This is a genomic window from Clostridium sp. UBA5119, from assembly GCF_002414285.1.
Taxonomy (GTDB): Bacteria; Bacillota; Clostridia; order Clostridiales; family Clostridiaceae; genus Clostridium_J; species Clostridium_J sulfidigenes.
In genome coordinates, this window is record NZ_DHYX01000068.1 from 5137 (window position 1) to 23066 (window position 17930).

15 protein-coding genes and 1 pseudogene are annotated in these 17930 nt (G+C 31.4%); 13 read left to right on the plus strand and 3 right to left on the minus strand.

Features of this window, described 5'->3' with window-relative positions:
• The first annotated feature begins 162 nt into the window (after window positions 1-162).
• Together B2671_RS10860 and B2671_RS10865 are read left to right on the plus strand one after the other, a co-directional pair.
• Window positions 163-1512: a B12-binding domain-containing radical SAM protein gene (locus B2671_RS10860; protein WP_346870431.1), complete on the plus strand. Its 1350-nt coding sequence runs from the start codon at window positions 163-165 to the stop codon at window positions 1510-1512.
• A 156-nt stretch (window positions 1513-1668) separates the two neighbouring features.
• The gene (locus tag B2671_RS10865; RefSeq protein WP_346870432.1) at window positions 1669-2157 is read left to right on the plus strand and encodes a cysteine hydrolase family protein; all 489 of its coding nucleotides are present in this window, start codon (window positions 1669-1671) and stop codon (window positions 2155-2157) included.
• A gap of 380 nt (window positions 2158-2537) precedes the next feature.
• Here B2671_RS10865 and B2671_RS10870 read toward each other — a convergent pair whose 3' ends face one another.
• Window positions 2538-3506 carry an AraC family transcriptional regulator gene (locus B2671_RS10870; RefSeq protein WP_346870433.1) on the minus strand — a complete coding sequence of 323 codons (969 nt, stop codon included), beginning with the start codon at window positions 3504-3506 and terminating at the stop codon, window positions 2538-2540.
• Window positions 3507-3827: 321 nt separating this feature from the next.
• On the opposite strand from B2671_RS10870, the gene B2671_RS10875 reads away from it, so the two are divergent.
• From B2671_RS10875 to B2671_RS10905, 7 genes and pseudogenes are all read left to right on the plus strand, one after another.
• On the plus strand, window positions 3828-4721 hold the full coding sequence (locus tag B2671_RS10875; protein ID WP_346870434.1) for an ABC transporter substrate-binding protein: 894 nt from the start codon (window positions 3828-3830) through the stop codon (window positions 4719-4721).
• Between the two features lie 181 nt (window positions 4722-4902).
• A pseudogene (locus B2671_RS10880) lies at window positions 4903-5127 on the plus strand (IS1182 family transposase); the annotation flags it as partial.
• Between the two features lie 487 nt (window positions 5128-5614).
• Window positions 5615-6547: an ABC transporter substrate-binding protein gene (locus B2671_RS10885; protein WP_346870435.1), complete on the plus strand. Its 933-nt coding sequence runs from the start codon at window positions 5615-5617 to the stop codon at window positions 6545-6547.
• Window positions 6548-6572: 25 nt separating this feature from the next.
• Window positions 6573-7601, plus strand: a complete 1029-nt coding sequence (locus B2671_RS10890) for an iron ABC transporter permease (protein WP_346870436.1) — start codon at window positions 6573-6575, stop codon at window positions 7599-7601.
• The gene (locus B2671_RS10895) at window positions 7598-8611 is read left to right on the plus strand and encodes an iron ABC transporter permease (protein WP_346870437.1); all 1014 of its coding nucleotides are present in this window, start codon (window positions 7598-7600) and stop codon (window positions 8609-8611) included. Before B2671_RS10890 ends, B2671_RS10895 begins: the two co-directional genes overlap by 4 nt.
• Before the next feature lie 10 nt (window positions 8612-8621).
• Window positions 8622-9452 carry an ABC transporter ATP-binding protein gene (locus tag B2671_RS10900; protein WP_346870438.1) on the plus strand — a complete coding sequence of 277 codons (831 nt, stop codon included), beginning with the start codon at window positions 8622-8624 and terminating at the stop codon, window positions 9450-9452.
• Entirely contained in the window at window positions 9449-11173 is a 1725-nt protein-coding gene (locus tag B2671_RS10905; protein WP_346870439.1) for an ABC transporter ATP-binding protein, read from the plus strand. Before B2671_RS10900 ends, B2671_RS10905 begins: the two co-directional genes overlap by 4 nt.
• Window positions 11174-11229: 56 nt before the next feature.
• Here B2671_RS10905 and B2671_RS10910 read toward each other — a convergent pair whose 3' ends face one another.
• A complete protein-coding gene (locus tag B2671_RS10910) occupies window positions 11230-11610 on the minus strand; it encodes a metal-dependent transcriptional regulator (RefSeq protein WP_346870440.1) in 381 nt (126 codons plus the stop codon).
• A gap of 209 nt (window positions 11611-11819) precedes the next feature.
• Here B2671_RS10910 and B2671_RS10915 point away from each other — a divergent pair, with 209 nt between their 5' ends.
• From B2671_RS10915 to B2671_RS10930, 4 genes are all read left to right on the plus strand, one after another.
• Window positions 11820-12479 (plus strand): response regulator transcription factor, encoded by a 660-nt coding sequence (locus B2671_RS10915; protein ID WP_346870441.1) that lies wholly within the window; start codon window positions 11820-11822, stop codon window positions 12477-12479.
• Window positions 12476-13492: a sensor histidine kinase gene (locus B2671_RS10920; protein ID WP_346870442.1), complete on the plus strand. Its 1017-nt coding sequence runs from the start codon at window positions 12476-12478 to the stop codon at window positions 13490-13492. The genes B2671_RS10915 and B2671_RS10920 overlap by 4 nt, the downstream gene beginning before the upstream one ends.
• Before the next feature lie 301 nt (window positions 13493-13793).
• The gene (locus B2671_RS10925; RefSeq protein ID WP_346870443.1) at window positions 13794-14561 is read left to right on the plus strand and encodes an ABC transporter ATP-binding protein; all 768 of its coding nucleotides are present in this window, start codon (window positions 13794-13796) and stop codon (window positions 14559-14561) included.
• Complete coding sequence (locus tag B2671_RS10930; protein WP_346870444.1) at window positions 14548-16617, plus strand: ABC transporter permease; 2070 nt, start codon at window positions 14548-14550, stop codon at window positions 16615-16617. The genes B2671_RS10925 and B2671_RS10930 overlap by 14 nt, the downstream gene beginning before the upstream one ends.
• 270 nt (window positions 16618-16887) lie before the next feature.
• Here the strand turns inward: B2671_RS10930 and B2671_RS10935 are convergent, their stop codons facing one another.
• Window positions 16888-17886 (minus strand): AraC family transcriptional regulator, encoded by a 999-nt coding sequence (locus B2671_RS10935; RefSeq protein WP_346870445.1) that lies wholly within the window; start codon window positions 17884-17886, stop codon window positions 16888-16890.
• Window positions 17887-17930: the final 44 nt, after the last annotated feature.

A 17930-nucleotide genomic window follows, 5' to 3' on the forward strand; every position in this document is an offset into this window, starting at 1 on the left:
TTAAAAGAATAAAAATATATTGAAAAACAATAAAAGTAATGGTATCATATATAAATAAAGAGTGAAATATTGGTAAATTACTACTGGTTTGTTACTCTGTAAAAAGAAAGTAGTAATAGATATTTGTTACTATGATAGCTTTTGAAAAGGAGACAGTTTATTGTGAAAATAAAGTTTATTTTACCAGCATTAGAAGAGGCAAAAAGTCCATATTGGAGGCCTATAAAATATTCACTGTTTCCTCCTTTAGGCTTGGCTACTTTAGCATCATTGTGTGATGACTCAGATGAAATAGAAGTAGTTGATGAACATATAGAAGAAATAAATTTAAATGATGAACCAGATTTAGTTTGTATTGAAAGTTATATAACTAATGCTAATAGAGCTTATGAAATTGCAGATTTTTATAGGAAAAGAGGAATAAAGGTTGCCATTGGTGGAATACATGCAACTTCATTACCTATAGAGGCTAAGAATCATGCAGATACTGTATTACTTGGTCTTGGAGAAAGAAGTTTTCCCGAGTTTTTAAAGGATTTTAAAAAAGGAAATATTAAGGAGTTTTATGAGCAAGGGGAAGTTTCATTAGATAATCTACCTTTGCCAAGAAGGGATTTATTTAAACAGGAGAAGTATTTAGTTCCAAATTCCATGGTATTTTCAAGAGGGTGTCCTAATAAATGTTCCTTTTGTTATGTTAGTTCATTTTATAAAGGAGGAAAATCTTTTTTTGCATATAAAGTGGACAGGATATTAAAAGAAATTGAAAGTATGAAAGGGAGACATTTATATTTTCTTGATGATAATATATTTGCAGATAAAAAGTTATCAAGGCAAGTTTTTAAAGAAATGAGAGGAATGAATAGAGTTTTCCAAGGTGCAATAACTGTGGATTCTATTCTTCAAGATGATACAATAGATCTTGCGTATGAGGCTGGATTTAGGAGTGCTTTTATTGGGTTTGAAAGTATTAATAAACAGAACCTAATTCAAGCTAATAAAGGGTCTAACATAGGAAAAGATTATAGTAAAGCAATAAAGAAATTAGATGAATTAGGAATAATGATAAATGGAAGTTTTATTTTTGGACTGGATAGTGATACTTTAGATGTCTTTGATAGAACTACAGAATGGGCTGTTAATAGCGGGATAACCACAGCAACTAATCATATTCTTACTCCTTATCCTGGTACGGGTATATTTAATAAAATGGATGAAGATAAGAGAATTATTACTAAGAATTGGAGATTATACGATACTAGGCATTTAGTATTTAATCACCCTAATATTACAAAAGAAGAAATGGAAAGTGGATATAATAGAGCTTATAAAGATTTTTATAGGTGGAGAAATATATATAAGGCATCAAAGGAACATGAAGATCTTAAAATGAGATTAAAACATTTCACTTATGCAGGTGCATGGAAAAAATTTGAGCCAGTATGGAATTTTCTAATTAAGAATGTACTTCTTTCAAAGAGTAGAAGTGCATTGGTAAGAACATTAAAGTAATTGAGTATTTAAATTAGATGGTTTTATTTTTGAAAAAGTTGAGACTTATACTATTTAATGTATTATAATTAAACAGTATATATTTGTTAACTTTTAATATAATTTGGCAATATATTTTCATGGGTAAGATATAAAAATTTAAAGGGGTGTATAAGAATGAAAGCAGCGTTTCTAATAATTGATATGCAAAAGGGATGTTATGACTTTTGTAAATGTCAAAGAGAATTTGAGGATGCAGTAGAGTATATAAATGAGGCGGCACGTATGTTTAGGGAAAAAGGATTGCCTGTTATTAAAGTATTGGATATAGAAGTGGGAGATGGTCCTGGTTCTGAGAAGTTTGAATTTGTTGATTCTATTAATGAAAGTACAAATGATATTGTTATACATAAAGAGTATAATAATGCATTTTTCAAGACAGAGCTTCATGATAAGCTTCAAGAACTTGGAGTTGAATTTGTTGTTATAAGCGGATTTGCAGCAGAGTATTGCGTATTATTCTCTTATAATGGAGCGAAAGAAATGGGATATGGAACATCATTACTTCAAAATGGTATTGCAGGTGTTGAATATGAAGAAGTGAAAAAAATGCAACTCTTAAGACCAGTAATTAGTCTTGAGGCATTAGAATATTTTTTAAAGTAAGAAAAGCTTAGTGCCTAGGCACTAAGCAATCCTCAGAACAAAAGCAGATAATCCAAAGCTTTGATTTGGTGTAAGTCACTTTCGCAGCGTGCTTATTTTGTTTTAGAGCTATTGGATTAGATATATGCTGTAAACTATGAATCTTAGAGAAAGTGCTAATCCTTGTGGTATGGAGCACTTTTTCTCATGTATAGAACTTATACACTGAGATATAGTCAGATGGATGTATAAGACCCTTCGTCTCCATCATGAAACCCTCGACAATACGGAAATGTGTTGTGGAGGGTTATTTATTTTTTAGAATAAAGAATAATGAACAGTACCATAAATAAATGATATTTATAGCTGTAACCATTGATATCACATGGTTAAGGTTGTTTTTATAAGTTAAAAGATTTTCTAAAATCACTAGGAGTAATTCCATGAACATCTTTAAAGGCAGCAGCAAATTTGGCTGGATTTTTGTAGCCGCATAGTTCAGATATGTCACGAATACTTAGATGGTCAGCAGATAAGAGCTGCATGGCTCTTTTCATGGTTTCTATTCGAATATATTTATAAAGAGGAATTCCATAATGATTTTTAAAAGATTCGCGAAGTTTACTTTCGCTCATTTCAGCTATTCTGCATAGTTCAATTGTATCTGGAGTATTTAAAATATCTTCATCAATCTTAGTCTTAACTTGATAAATCTTCTGCTCATTTTCCCAAGTAATGTAGTGGCGGCGGCTGCTTCTTCTTTTCGGGATATCAGGAAAGTTTCTAGTGATTGCAGACAAAAGATGCAAAGTCATCCCCTCAAAAGCAAGTAAAGGCATGTCTGTATTTCTTACAGCCCATCTAATTTGCTCTAAAATAAGCATTATATCAGGAGTGTTGTAATGTTGGGTTTTCCAGAGCTTCGCATCACCAACACTAATTTTAGGTGCATTAGTACGTTCTTTAAGAAAGGGTTTTATAAAATCATCAAAAATTAAAACACTGGTAAAACAATAGTGTACGTCTTTAGAGAAAGTAAAAGTAAATGGTTTTTGAGGATTAATAATTAGATGAGTGATTGGAGAAAGAACTTGTCTCTTTTTTCCTTGCTGTGAATAGACTATTTCTCCACAGTCAACACAGAAGATAATCATAAAAGGCTTACTTGAATTTATTGTATGTACTATCTGTTCACTTGGAGTAAACCAAGCACTTGAAACAAATAATCCTTCAGCAGCATTTATTTCTGCAATCCATCCATTTGACCAATGAGTAGGAAAATCGTAAATATGTCCATCACCATAAGACCTTTTAACAAAATTATATTTATCTGCTAAAGCACTCCAAGAAGAATCATTATATTCATCCATAAAATTTTTACCCCTCTCTTTTTTGATTTAAAGTAACAATATTATAGCATCATTTGAGAAATGTTTTCAATAAGAACATAATCCGTTTTATTTAAATTACAATCCATAATAACGAGAAGTATTTTCATTTAGCCCTTATAAAACAATAAGTTACTCTTATTTTAATAGAAAATGACTTCTGAAAAGGGGGTTTTTAAGCGATTGACAGTGGAATTTATAAATGCTACGCTTTTAAAAGTTAGACTAGCCTTACATTTGTATATAACGCAGGTGCTAGCGGTATTAGATTAATATAAGATATTTATAAGGGAGAGATATAAAATGAAGAAATTTTTATCACTATTCTGTACAGCATTTATGGCTACTTTAATTTTAGCTGGTTGTTCTTCATCTAAGGATACTACTAAAGAAGAAGAAGTTGTTCGTACTGTAAGTACTGTAAGAGGAGATGTTGAGGTTCCTGCTAATCCAGAAAGAGTTATTGCTACTTATGGAATGGGTGACATTTTGGCATTAGGAGTTAAACCAGTAGCTACTTATGATGCAAATGGGAGTGCTTATGAAAAGGAAGTAGAAGACTTACCAGTATGGGAAAACTTTGAACCAGAGGAAATAATGCAATATGATCCAGATCTTATTCTTGTTGTAAACGAAGAAAAGATTGAGGAGTTTTCTAAAATTGCCCCTACAATTTATATTCCTTTCAGTACTCTTAGCATGGAGGAGAGAATAACATTTTTAGGGGAGGTTCTTAATAAAAAGGAAGAGGCATCAAAGGTGCTATTTGATTTTAAAGAAAAAATAAATGATGCAAAGGAACAATTAGTTTCTAAAGAAATTATGGATAAGAAATTCAGTATTTTTGAGAGTAGCCCAAATGGAGGTATTTGGGTGTATGGTGATAAATGGGGACGTGGAGGCGACCTAATTTACAGTCATTTCGGATTTAGAGCACCAGATGTCATACAGAGTGAAATTATAGGAAAAGATCAATATAGAGAGGTTTCTCTTGAATCAATTAAGGATTACGCTGGAGATTATATAATATTTAGTGGAGAGATAAGGGGATTAGAGAATAATCCAGTTTGGAAATCAATTCCCGCTGTTAAGGCAGGACATGTTATACCTATTGATTTTACACTGTTTTATGATATTGATATTTACTCATCGGGGGTACAGTTAGATTATATTATGGATAAATTACTAGAAAATTAATAAAAATAAATTAAGCTATAATATTCATGTAAAGAGATAGGAGTTCTCTAATGAATTTTATAGCTTAATAATACAAGGGGCTGTATCAAAATAAATTTTGATACTAGCCGATAAAAAAGGTGGATTCAGTAATTTGAATCCATCTTTTTGCACATAATAATTACATGAAAAAGATTATTAGTCTAAAACAGATGTAGACGCAACTTTCATGAATATGAAAGAAGATCATATGAGAAATAGCCAGTTAAAACCGCCTTATAATGTACAAATAGGAGTAGAAGCTGAATATATTGTAGGGGTTCATATATCAGATGAAAGATCTGACTAAATTACTTTAATTCCTTTTTTAGACGAACTAGAATCCAATATAGGAAAGAGATGTAAATCGATAACGGCTGACGCCGGATAAGAAAGTGAAGAAAATTATAAATATTTAGAAAGTGAAAAAAGAAGCCGTATCAAGATTGATTTATGAAATTAATCTGATACAGCTCTTTAATTTTTTATAAGTTAAAATATTTTCTAAATAACTAGTAGTAATTCTATGGATATCTTTAAAGGCAGCAGCAAATTTTACTGGATTTTTATATCAGCATAGTTCAGATATACTACGAATACTTAGATTGTTGGCAGATAAGAGTTGAAAAACATAATCCGTTTTATTTAAATTGCAATCCATAATAACGAGAAGTATTTTCATTTAGCCCTTATAAAACAATAAGTTACTCTTATTTTAATAGAAAATGACTTCTGAAAAGGGGGTTTTTAAGCGATTGACAGTGGAATTTATAAATGCTACGATTTAAAAAGTTAGACTAGTCTTACATTTGTATATAACGCAGGTGCTAGTGTTATTAGATTAATATAAAATATTTATAAGGGAGAGGTATAAAATGAAAAAATTATTGTCATTATTTTGTGCAATAGTTATGACTACTATGATTTTTGTTGGCTGTTCTTCATCTAAAAATGCAGAGCAAGAAGAAGCAACTGTTCGTACTATATCTACTGTAAAAGGAGATATTGAAGTTCCTGCTAATCCTAAGCGTGTTATTGCTAATTGGTATGTTGGAGATGTTATTACTTTGGGATTAAATTTAGTTGGATATAAAGCTTGGGAACAAGAAAGTATGCCTTTTTATGATACTCTTAAAGCTTCTACAAAAATTGAAAAGTGGGAGCCTGAAGACGTTATGAATTTAGAACCAGATCTTATTATTACATATGATGAGGCAGACTTTGATAAATTCAGCAAAATAGCTCCAGTTCTTGTTATTCCAGAAGGAGATATGGATTCTCTTGAACGTATAAAAACCATAGGAGAAGCTACAGGACGTAAGGCTGAAGCAGAGAAGGCAGTTTCTAACTTTGAAGAAAAACTTGCAGATGTGAAGAAAACTTTTAAAGGCGATACATTTGCAGGTAAAACTTTCAGTATTTTGGAAGATTGGGGAGCTACTGGTGAGTGGAGCGGTATATATTATGAGACTGGTTCTAGAGGTGGCACTTTAGTATATGAATATCTTGGACTTAAATATCCAGACAAGCTTAAAGAACTTATAGAAAAATCAGGAGAAGGACGCGGATCTATAAGTTATGAAGTAGCTCATGAGTATTTTGGTGACTATATATTATGGTTTAAGCAAGAAGGTAAAGAGTCTGATTATGCAAAGACAGAGATTTGGAAAAGCATTCCTGCTGTTGCAGAAGGCAGAGTTGTAGAAATTCCAGGACATTATGCAGGACTTTTCTTTTATTCTGATGTTACAAGTCTTACTGAACAACTTGACTATATGGTTAATGCAATAAATTCATTAGCTAAATAATTCTAATTAAGAAAGGAAAATAAATATGCAAAATACCTATAATAAAAAGCGACAATTAGGGGCTTTGAATTTTACAATCTATATGATTGCAGGGGTGGTTTTGCTGGTGATTATGTCGGCAGCATCAATTTCTTTTGGTGCTGCTGATATGAGTTTATCTACGGCTTGGGGAGCCATTTTTAATTTTGACTCTTCTTTAACTGAACACCAGATTATTCAAACTCTTCGACTTCCTCGTATAGCAGCTAATATAATTGTTGGGTCAAGCCTTTCCATATGTGGTGCTATAATGCAGGGAACCACAAGAAATCCTCTTGCTGATTCTGGACTTATGGGTATAAGTAGTGGTGCTTCTTTTGCTATAGCTTTTTGTATGGCATTTTTACCTGGTGGAAGTTATGGACAGATGATGCTTTTTGCATGTATTGGTGCAGCTGTTACTACAGGTATAACTTATTTTATTGCGTCTATTGGCAGAGGAGGCATGAAACCACAGAGACTTGTTTTAGCAGGTATTTCTATATCAATGCTATTTGGTGCTTTTAGCCAATATCTTTCTATAAAATATAGACTTGGGCATGCTTTAGCTTATTGGACTGCTGGAGGAACAGCAGGTGCTAAATGGAGTGAACTTGCTATAGTTTTCCCATTCTTTATTGTGGGCATAATTACAGCTCTTATTATATCACCTTCAATTACTCTTTTAAATCTTGGAGATGATGCAGCTATAGGTCTTGGACTTAATACTAAGAAGGTTAAAGCTATTTCTACTGTAGTTGTTTTAATACTTACAGGGCTTTCTGTAATTGTTGTTGGACCTGTTGGTTTTATAGGATTAATAGTACCTCATATTGTCCGCTACCTTATAGGCGTAGATTATAGATACATAATTCCAGCTTCAGGATTATATGGAGCTTTGATTACTGTGGCAGCAGATTTAGTTGGAAGGCTTATTAATAAGCCTTATGAAACTCCTATTGGAATTATTTTTGCTGTAATAGGGGTTCCGTATTTTCTTTATCTTACAAGGAAGCAAAGGAGGGAATTCCAATGAAGAAAAAGGGTTACTCAGTTTCACGTGGCTTAACTATTATTTTGATACTTACCATTGTACTGCTAGTTGTGGCAGTAATAAGCGTGAACTCAGGTAAAATGAACCTCTCTCCTTCGGAAGTTTTTGATGTTCTTATTGGAAAAGGTACAGCTAAACAAAATCTTATAGTATATGATTTTCGTCTTCCTCGTATTGTATTAACTATTCTTGTAGGTATTGGTATGGGAACAGCTGGATGTGTAATGCAGAGTTTACTTCGCAATGATATGGCTAGTCCTGGAACTTTGGGAATAAGTTCTGGTTCTGGATTGTTTGTATTATTGTTTATAGTTGTTTTTAAGGTAGATAGTGTATCTTCAGCTATTGCTCTCCCACTTTTAGCTTTTATAGGTGGAATGACAGCAGCAGTGCTTATATTTTTACTTTCATATAAAAGAGGAAAAAGCATATCACCTACAGGATTAATTTTGACAGGTGTAGCTGTTGGAAGTGGATATAGTGCTATTACTATGATGCTTACTTTAAAGCTAGATGAAAAACAGATGGATTTTATTCAAAGATGGAGTGCAGGAAGTCTTTGGGGAGACAATTGGACGTATATTTCTATTCTTGCACCTTGGATATTGATTCTATTTTTATATGTACTTTATAAATCTCGTACTTTGAATACTTTAAACCTTGGTAATCAAACTGCAACAGGCTTAGGAGTAGCAGTAAAGAGAGAATTTATAGGTTTAGCTGTAGCAGCTGTTGCTCTATCGTCAGGTAGTGTGGCCTTGGGTGGTAACTTCTTTTTTGTTGGAATGATTTCTCCACATATGGCAAGGAAGTTTGTAGGCGCAAATCATAAACTATTGATTCCTACCGCATCTCTAGTAGGCTCAATAATTATTCTATTATCAGACACTATTACTAGAACTATAAGTCTTGGAACCGATGTTCCTACAGGAATTATTATTACTGTATTAACTACACCTTACTTCTTATACTTATTAGTAAAGTCAAATTAAGGAGGTTTGTATGAAAAGTATTGAAACTAAAAATTTAGATATAGCTTATGATGATACTCTCATTGTAAAGGAATTAAATATGCAGATACCAGAGGGAAAGATAACTTCTATTATAGGAGCAAATGGATGCGGTAAATCAACTATTTTGAAAGCAGTTGGACGTATATTAAAGCCTAAGAAGGGTGTAGTACATCTAAGTGGACAAGATATAAGTAAATTACCTACAAAAGAAATAGCTAAAAAGATGGCAATACTTCCTCAAACTCCTACTGCACCAAGTGGACTTACTGTAGGTGAGTTAGTTGCATATGGACGTTTCCCTCATCAAAAAGGTTTTGGAAATCTCACAGAGGAAGATAAAAGAATTGTTAAATGGGCTTTAACTGCAACTAAGTTAAGTGAGTTTGAGAGAAGAGAAGTTGATGCTTTATCAGGAGGGCAAAGACAGAGAGTTTGGATTGCTATGGCTCTAGCACAGCAAACTGATTTAATTTTATTAGATGAACCTACTACTTACCTTGATCTTGCTCACCAATTAGAGGTTTTAAAGCTTTTATATGAGCTTAACCGTAATCAAAAGTGTACAATTGTTATGGTACTTCATGATTTAAATCTTGCTGCAAGATTTTCTGACTATATTATTGCTATTCAAAAAGGCGATATAATAAAACATGGAGCTCCTGAGGAAGTTATGACTCCAGAGGTGCTTAGAAAAACATTTAATATCAATGCTGATGTTGTTATTGAACCAAAGAGTAATCGTCCAGTATGCATTACCTATGATATTGTAGATGAAAATGAGGATGTAGAGTTGAAGGAAAAGGAGGTAGTAGGCATATGAGAACTACCTTACGTATTTTTATGGGAGCGAGAAAATATTGGATTTATTTAATATTAGCATTAATAGCCGTTATTATTTCTACCATAGCAGGATTTTATAATCCATGGGCCCTAAGAGAGCTTACAAGTATAGCAACAGAAGGAAGCGCTGATTTTGGAGCTCAATCTTTACGAATAGGATTGATGCTTTTAGTTGCAACTGTATTTCAATCAGCTGGAAGTTCTATTTCAGGATATCTAAACCATCATGCAGCTTTACATTATGTTGCAGATATGAGAACAGAAATTTACTCTAAACTTCAACATATGGGGCTTAAGTATTTTAATAAAAGTCGTACAGGAGATTTAACTAGCAGAGTTATTAATGATGTTATGGAGGTAGAGATTCTTTTAGCTCACGTAATTCCTGATTTTGTTGTTAATATATTGACTTTCGTAGGTGTTGGGATACTATTATTTTCTATTAATGTAAAGTTGGCTTTTTTAAGTCTTGTTACTATTCCTTTTCTTATTATGATTACTCTTTGGCAGAGTAATCATCTTTCTCCTATATGGAAGCAGAATTCTATGGTTAGGGGAGAACTTTCTGGTACTGTTCAGGATAATTTTTCTGGAATTAAGGAGATACAGATATTTAATCAACAGGAAAGAGAAGAAAAAAGGATTAAGAACCTTTCTGTAAAACATAGTAAAGCATACTTAAAGGCAAGCTTCTTTTTTGAAACCACTTTTCCGCTTCTTGCATTTTTCACTGCTCTAGGTTCTGTTATAGTTATAATATTTGGTGGATTTATGGTTTCAAGAGGAGAAATTAACATTGGAGATATTGTAGGATTTTCTATGTATCTGGGTATGTTTTATGGACCTATAAAGAGCTTTTCAAGACTTATGGAAATGTCAGGTAACGCACTTGCAGGGTGTAGACGCGTTTTTGAGGTTATGGATGAAGTTACAGATGTTAAAGAGAAAGTTAATGCAAAGAAAATGTCTAAGGTTAAAGGAGAAATTGATTTTAAGGAAGTTTCTTTCTCTTACAATGATGAAGTAAACATTTTGCAAAATATAAATTTTAAAGTAAATCCAGGAGAAACTGTAGCTTTTGTTGGGGCAACTGGAGTGGGCAAAACCACAATAGCCAGTCTTTTAAACCGCTTTTATGATCCTCAGAATGGAGGCATTTTAATTGATGGAATAGATATTAAAGATGTAACTTTAAAGAGTCTTAGAGATAATATAAGCATGGTTTTACAGGACACCTTTTTATTTAACGGAACAATTTATGAAAATATTGTTTATGGCTGGAAAGAAGCTACTAGGGAGCAGGTTCTTAAGGCTTCAAAGGCGGCTAATGCTCATGATTTTATTGAAAATTTAGAAGATGGTTATGATACCATAATAGGAGAGCGTGGAGTACGTCTTTCTGGAGGACAGAAACAGAGGATTTCCATAGCTAGAGCAATCCTTAGAAATTCACCTATTCTTATTTTGGATGAAGCTACATCAGCTCTTGATACAAAAACAGAGAAAGAAATCCAAGCTGCATTAGATGAAATTTCAAAAGATCGAACAACTATAGTAATTGCCCATAGATTATCAACTATCCGTAATGCAGATAAAATTGTAGTTCTAGAAGGAACAGGCATTAAAGAAACGGGAACCCATGATGAGTTGATTCGTTATGGAGGAACTTATGCTATGCTATATAGAAGTCAGGTATCTTAAATGTAAAAAAATTAACGATTTAAAATTGCAAAAGCAATTTTGAGTCGTTGATTTTTTTATTTATTATTATGTTCTGAAAGAAATTTTTGCATAGCATAAACAGAATCTGAACTAATAACGTGTTCTATAGCACAAGCGTCTTCATCTGCAATAGAACTATCGATGTTTAGAATTTTTATAAAGAAATCTTTAATAATGTGATGCTTTTTAGATGTAGATCTAGCTATTTCTAAGCCTAAAGGAGTTAAAAATATTTCCTTGTATCTTTCATTAGTTATAAGTCCTTTTTCAGCTAAAGTTACCATAGCGCTATTAGTGCTGGCTTTAGTTACTCCAAGCTTTTCTGCTATGCGAGTCATTTTAACTCCTTTACCTTCTTCTGATAACTCATAGATAGCTTCTAAATAATTTTCCATTACAAAAGTAAGTTTTTTCATACAAATCTCCTGTGATTTTTAAAGTTGATTTTATTCACTCTACATTAATAAAATGTCTTTTAATAATAATAACATATTTTATATGGAGTTCCCAGAATAGAGATATAATATATTGATCCAGAAATGTATTAAATATATTACATTTCTGTATAGATTTTAGAAATAACTTTTAATTTAAAGTATAATTATTATTAAGAGGAGTGATATTTATGAAGATTTTAATAGTTGAAGATGATATAGAGTTAAGGAATGAGCTTAAATTATTATTATATGATAATGGCTATGAAGCTATGATTTTACCTTCTTTTTATAATGCTAAACAGGAAATTTTAGCTATTGATCCTGACTTAATTTTGCTAGATATAAAGATACCAAATATTAATGGTCAACAGCTTCTGAAGGAAATTAGAAAGGAATCTGATGTACCAGTAATTATGGTGACTAGTAAGGATAGTGAGTTAGATGAGGTTTTAAGTATGAGTTATGGTGCTGACGATTATATTACAAAGCCATATAATCCAGCATTACTACTTCTACATATTGAAGCTTTGTTTAGGAGAATGAACAAAATTAATAATATCCAAAGCTACAGAGGTGTTAAGGTGAATACATTAAAAAGTACACTAGAGAATGGTGATAAGGAGTTATTGCTTTCAAAAAATGAAATGAGTATATTTTACTTCTTATTAAATCATCAGGGAGAAATTGTTACAAGGAACCAAATTATGAATCACCTTTGGGGAGAGGATAAATTTATTGATGATAATACCCTTACAGTTAATATAACAAGATTGAGAAAGAAGCTAGAAAGTATAGAGCTTAAAGGTGTTATTGAAACTAGAAGAGAGCAGGGGTACATTTTAATATGAAGCTAAAGGATTATTTAGGTGATAAAGCTATAATTATTTTAATGTATATATTTCTTATGGTTCTTATATTATTTTTTCTCATAATGTTCAAGGTGCCAATAGCATTAATAACATCTATTACAATTGTGCTTTTTATTTTTGGAGCAACGATGATAGTCTATGATTATTTAAGTAAAAGAGCCTTTTATAATGAGTTTCAAAGGAGACTAGAAGGTCTTGATAAGAAGTATTTAATAACTGAGATGGTGAATAAGCCTAACTTTTTAGAGGGTAGGCTACTTTGTGAATTCCTTTATGAAACAGATAAGTCTATGAATGAGGATATTGAAGAGTACAAAAGAAGTATAAGAGATTTTAAGGAATATATTGAGCTTTGGATTCATGAGGTTAAGTTGCCTATTGCTAGTTGTGTTTTAATTTTACACAATAATAAGGTTGATGCTAATAAAAAGGTGGGAGAACAGCTTCAACGTATAGAGAATTATGTGGAGCAGGTTTTATATTTTGCTAGAGGAGAAAATTCAGAGAAAGATTATCTAATAAAGAGATGCAACCTTAAAGATATAATAAATACTGTGATTAAAAAGAATAAAGATACTCTTATTTTGAAAAATATAAGAGTTCAAATGGAAAATACAGAGGTACAGGTGTTAAGTGACAGTAAGTGGCTTGAATTTATTATAAATCAGGTACTTAGTAACAGTATTAAGTATTGTAGTGACAAAGATCCAAGTATATCCTTTAAAGTTGTAGTGGAGGGGACTCAAAGTACCTTATATATTGAAGATAATGGTGTTGGAATAAGTGAGAAAGATATTTCTAAGGTTTTTGAAAAGTCCTTTACAGGTGAAAATGGAAGATTAGTTTCAACTTCTACAGGAATGGGATTATACCTAGCACAGAAGTTATGTAAAAAGCTTGGTCATAGTATAGACATAGCCTCAGTAAAGGAACAGTTTACTAGAGTATCAATTATCTTTAACAATAATGAATATTATGAAGTTTTGAATTAGGCATCTTCAAAAAATAAATAAGTCAGAATGCTCGTCTATTTTGTTTTATACTGCGTCAACAGAACCCGTAGATAGTGCTACTATCTACGGAACCTGTTTCCTTGTCTAACTCAAAATATACTTCCCATCTTTGACTTATTATTTATTTTCAGATGCCTTAGTATAGGTTACAGTGGCGTAAGGTAATGTAATATACTTCGATGTTTATGTACCTAGTCTTTTTATATAATTAATATTGTGATAAACGGTTGTTATGGGTTAGGAGAAGTATTGAACCCAATATAAGAAAGGTGGATACAGAATGTCAAAGGTATTAAAAATTGAGGGTATTAGTAAGTATTATGGAAATAAGTCTAATCTTACTAAAGCTATTGATGATATTTCATTAGAGGTTGAAAAGGGAGAATTTGTTGCCATTATGGGAGCTAGTGGTTCAGGAAAAACTACACTTCTAAATGTAATTTCCACTATAGATAAGGTGACAAGTGGTCATATGTTTATTGAAAATGAGGACATTACAAAGCTTAAAGGAAATGCTTTAAATAAATTTAGGAGAGAGGAGCTGGGCTTTATTTTTCAAGATTTTAATCTTCTTGATACCCTTACAGCCTATGAAAATATTGCTTTAGCACTACAGATACAGGATGTAAAGTTTAAGGAAATTGAAGAGAGGATTAAGAGTGTAGCGGAAAAGCTAGGTATCACTGAAGTGTTAAATAAATATCCTTATGAAATGTCTGGAGGACAAAAGCAGAGGATAGCAAGTGCTAGAGCTATCATTACAAATCCAAAGCTGATTTTAGCTGATGAGCCTACAGGAGCCTTAGATTCTAAAAGCTCTAAGATGTTGTTAGAAAGACTTAAAAATTTAAATGAGGATATAAAGGCTACAATTCTCATGGTTACACATGATGCTTTTACAGCTAGTTATGCTTCTCGTGTAATATTTATTAAGGATGGAAAGATATTCAATGAATTTATAAGAGGCAATGACACAAGAAAGGAACTCTTTAATAGAATTATAGATATGGTATCGTTACTTGGAGGGGATGCAAATGATGTTATTTAAGCTATCCTTGAAAAATATAAAGAAAAGCTTTAAGGATTATCTAATATACTTCTTTACTCTTATTTTAGGAGTAGCTATATTTTATGTTTTTAACTCCATTGATGGTCAGAATATTATGCTTACCATGTCTAAATCAACTAGTCAAGCATTTCACATGATTAATAATGTATTATCATCAGTAAGCGTCTTCGTTTCATTCGTCCTAGGCTTTTTGATAATTTATGCTAGTAGTTTCTTGATGAAGAGAAGGAACAGGGAGTTTGGCATATATATGACATTAGGAATGAGCAAGGGAAGAATATCTAAAATCTTATTTTTTGAAACTCTTTCCATTGGAGCAATATCCTTAGTCATAGGTCTTGGAATAGGTATTGCTTTATCACAGATTATGTCTATTGTTGTAGCTAATATGTTTGATGCAGATATGAGTAAATTCACCTTTACTTTTTCATCTTCAGCTATGGTGAAAACTATTATTTATTTTGGTATTATGCACATCATTGTTATGATATTTAGTACAATACAGGTAAGTAGATGTAAGCTTATTGATTTAATTCAAGCAGATAAGAAGTCAGAGAAGGTTAAAATGAAGAATCCATATCTATGTGTGATAGTGTTTTTGTTTTCAACAGTGCTTCTTGGATATGCCTATTATAATGTTACAACAGGAGCAAGTAACTTAGTGGAATTTTCAGATGTATCAAAGCAGATAATTTATGGTGTAGTGGGAACCTTTTTAATCTTTTGGTCTTTATCAGGCTTTATATTAAAGGCTGTAATGTCTATGAAGAATTCTTACTATAAAAAGCTTAATAGCTTTACCATAAGACAGTTTAGTAGCAAGATAAATACAATGGTATTTTCCATGACAGTTATATGCTTAATGCTATTTTTAACTATTTGCATATTCTCTAGTGCAGTATCCGTAAACACTGCTACTAAGGAGAATTTACGACATAACGTTCCAGTAGATATTCAGATTCAAAAGAGGGCAGATTTATCAACAACAGATGCAGATGTTGATGGAAATCCATACACTGAAGGCAAAATAGAGGATTCTAAAATTTCCATTGGAGAAACATTAACAAAGATGAATTTCGATGTGAAAGATAATTTTAAGGATGTCTTTGAATTTTACAGTTATAAAATAGAGGAGATTACCCTTAAGGATACTTTAGGAAATGCTTTCTCTAGCATTAAGGAAATCTTTCCAGACTTATATTTTTCAGACCTACAGGAGTTAGTAAAAATTAGTGATTATAATGAGATGGCAAAGCTTTATGGATTGACACAGTATGAGATAGGAGATAATGAGTACATGATTCTTTGTAATTATGACAATATGGTTAATATTAGAAATGAAGCCTTGAAGACTGGAGCTACAATTACTATAGATAATCATAAATACACTCCTAAGTTTGATCATTGTGAGGATGGATTTATAACTATGACTTCAGAGAAGATGAATATGGGAATTATCCTTGTACCGGATAATGCAGTTAGCAAGGCTATGAAAAATCGAAGTTATTTAATTGCTAACTATAATGCTACCAACAAGGTGGATAAGCAAAAAATCGAGGATAAAATCTTAGATTTACACAGTAACAGCTATGCACCGAATTCTGGATTATACATTAACACTAAGATATCAATTAATGATAGGAGTATATGCAGGGCAGCTATGGCTGTATTCCTTGGAATATATCTAGGTATAGTATTTTTAATTTCTAGCGCTGCCATTTTAGCCTTAAAAGAGCTATCTGAGTGCTCAGATAATATAAAGAGATATAGCATTCTTAGAAGACTAGGTGCAGATGAAAGGATGATTAATAAATCAATATTTAAGCAGATTGGTGTATTCTTTGCATTCCCATTGGTTTTAGCAGTTATACACTCCATATTTGGAATACAGGTGAGCAATCTTATACTTCAAACCTTTAGAAAGGCAAATATACTTCCATCAATAATAATGACAGCAGGTTTTTTAATAGTAATATATGGAGGATATTTTATCATTACCTATTTATGCTGTAAGAATATAATTAAAGAAGATTGATTTTTCATATCATAAAGCCTGTCTTAAAAAACTAATGATAAAGTATTATTTTATTTGGATATTTTTCACTTAATATAAATAGTCCAATGGTTATGGTTTTTAGATTATGAATTTAAGAGGCAAAAGCACTATTCTTTTAGGATAGAAGCTTTTGCCTTTGTTATTAAATTCTTCTTAACTCCAAGAAATCTAACCTCAGAAGATTTACAGAACAAAACTACAGTAGTTCTCTATATCCATCGTTTTTAAGTTATATCTCCATGGATTTCTTTATTTTGTTTTTCTGAACTTCAATGGAGTTTTTCCGTAAGTCTTTTTAAACATTTTAGAAAAGTTTGCAGAATAATTATAACCAACTTTTTGAGATATTTCTTCAATACTTAAATCTGTGGTAGATAAGAGGTTTGCAGCAATATTCATTTTAATATGATTGGTGTATTCCCCAATGGACATATGATAGTGCTTAGAAAATCCTGCTTTTAATTTTTGTTCATTCAAAAATACCATCTTACTTAAAGTACTAATATTAGGAGGATTATTATAATTTTTTTCTAAAATATCATGGGTTTTTTGAATAGCATGGATATCAGACGAGGTTAGTTTTATTATTCTGTTAGCACCAATATTAATATTTCCATAGTTAATTTGATTAGTAAAAGCATTCTCAGGTTTAGTGGCTTCATTTATTAATATAGCTATGCACTCTAAAATTTTACTTTCTAGATAAATACTATTTAAGGAATTTTCATAAGTTAAACTTTGTAACTGATTAATAATATCTATAATTTTTAAGGGTAGATAAGTATAGGTATAATTTTTAATAAAAGAATCAAAATCCATTATCTTTGGAAAGTTAGGTTTTATTATTTCTTTAAAATAATTTTCATATATAGTTATTTCAGTTCCATGAAAATGTTGTCCTTTTTTCCAATGCTGTTCACCTTTTAAATCTTTTTCAATAACAAAGAAAGATGAAGGAGTAAAGGATGAAACAGGATTATTTTCAATTTTAAATTCCGTAATTCCTTTATAAACTAAACCAAAACGCATTAAATATTCAGGATTATCAAAGTATATGGAAAAATCCTCAGGTATTGTATAGTCTGCAATACCTAAATTATAATAACCAGCTCTAGAATAGGTAATTAAATGGCCAAGTTCAGGGTTATTCTTATTTGTATATAAAGTATAGTTTTTACTTTCAATTTTACTAAAGCATAATTTATTTAAAACCACAGATTTAAATTCTTCACTAGATTTTACTATCATAAAAATCCTCCTTCTTATAAATAATACTATATATAATTTGTAAT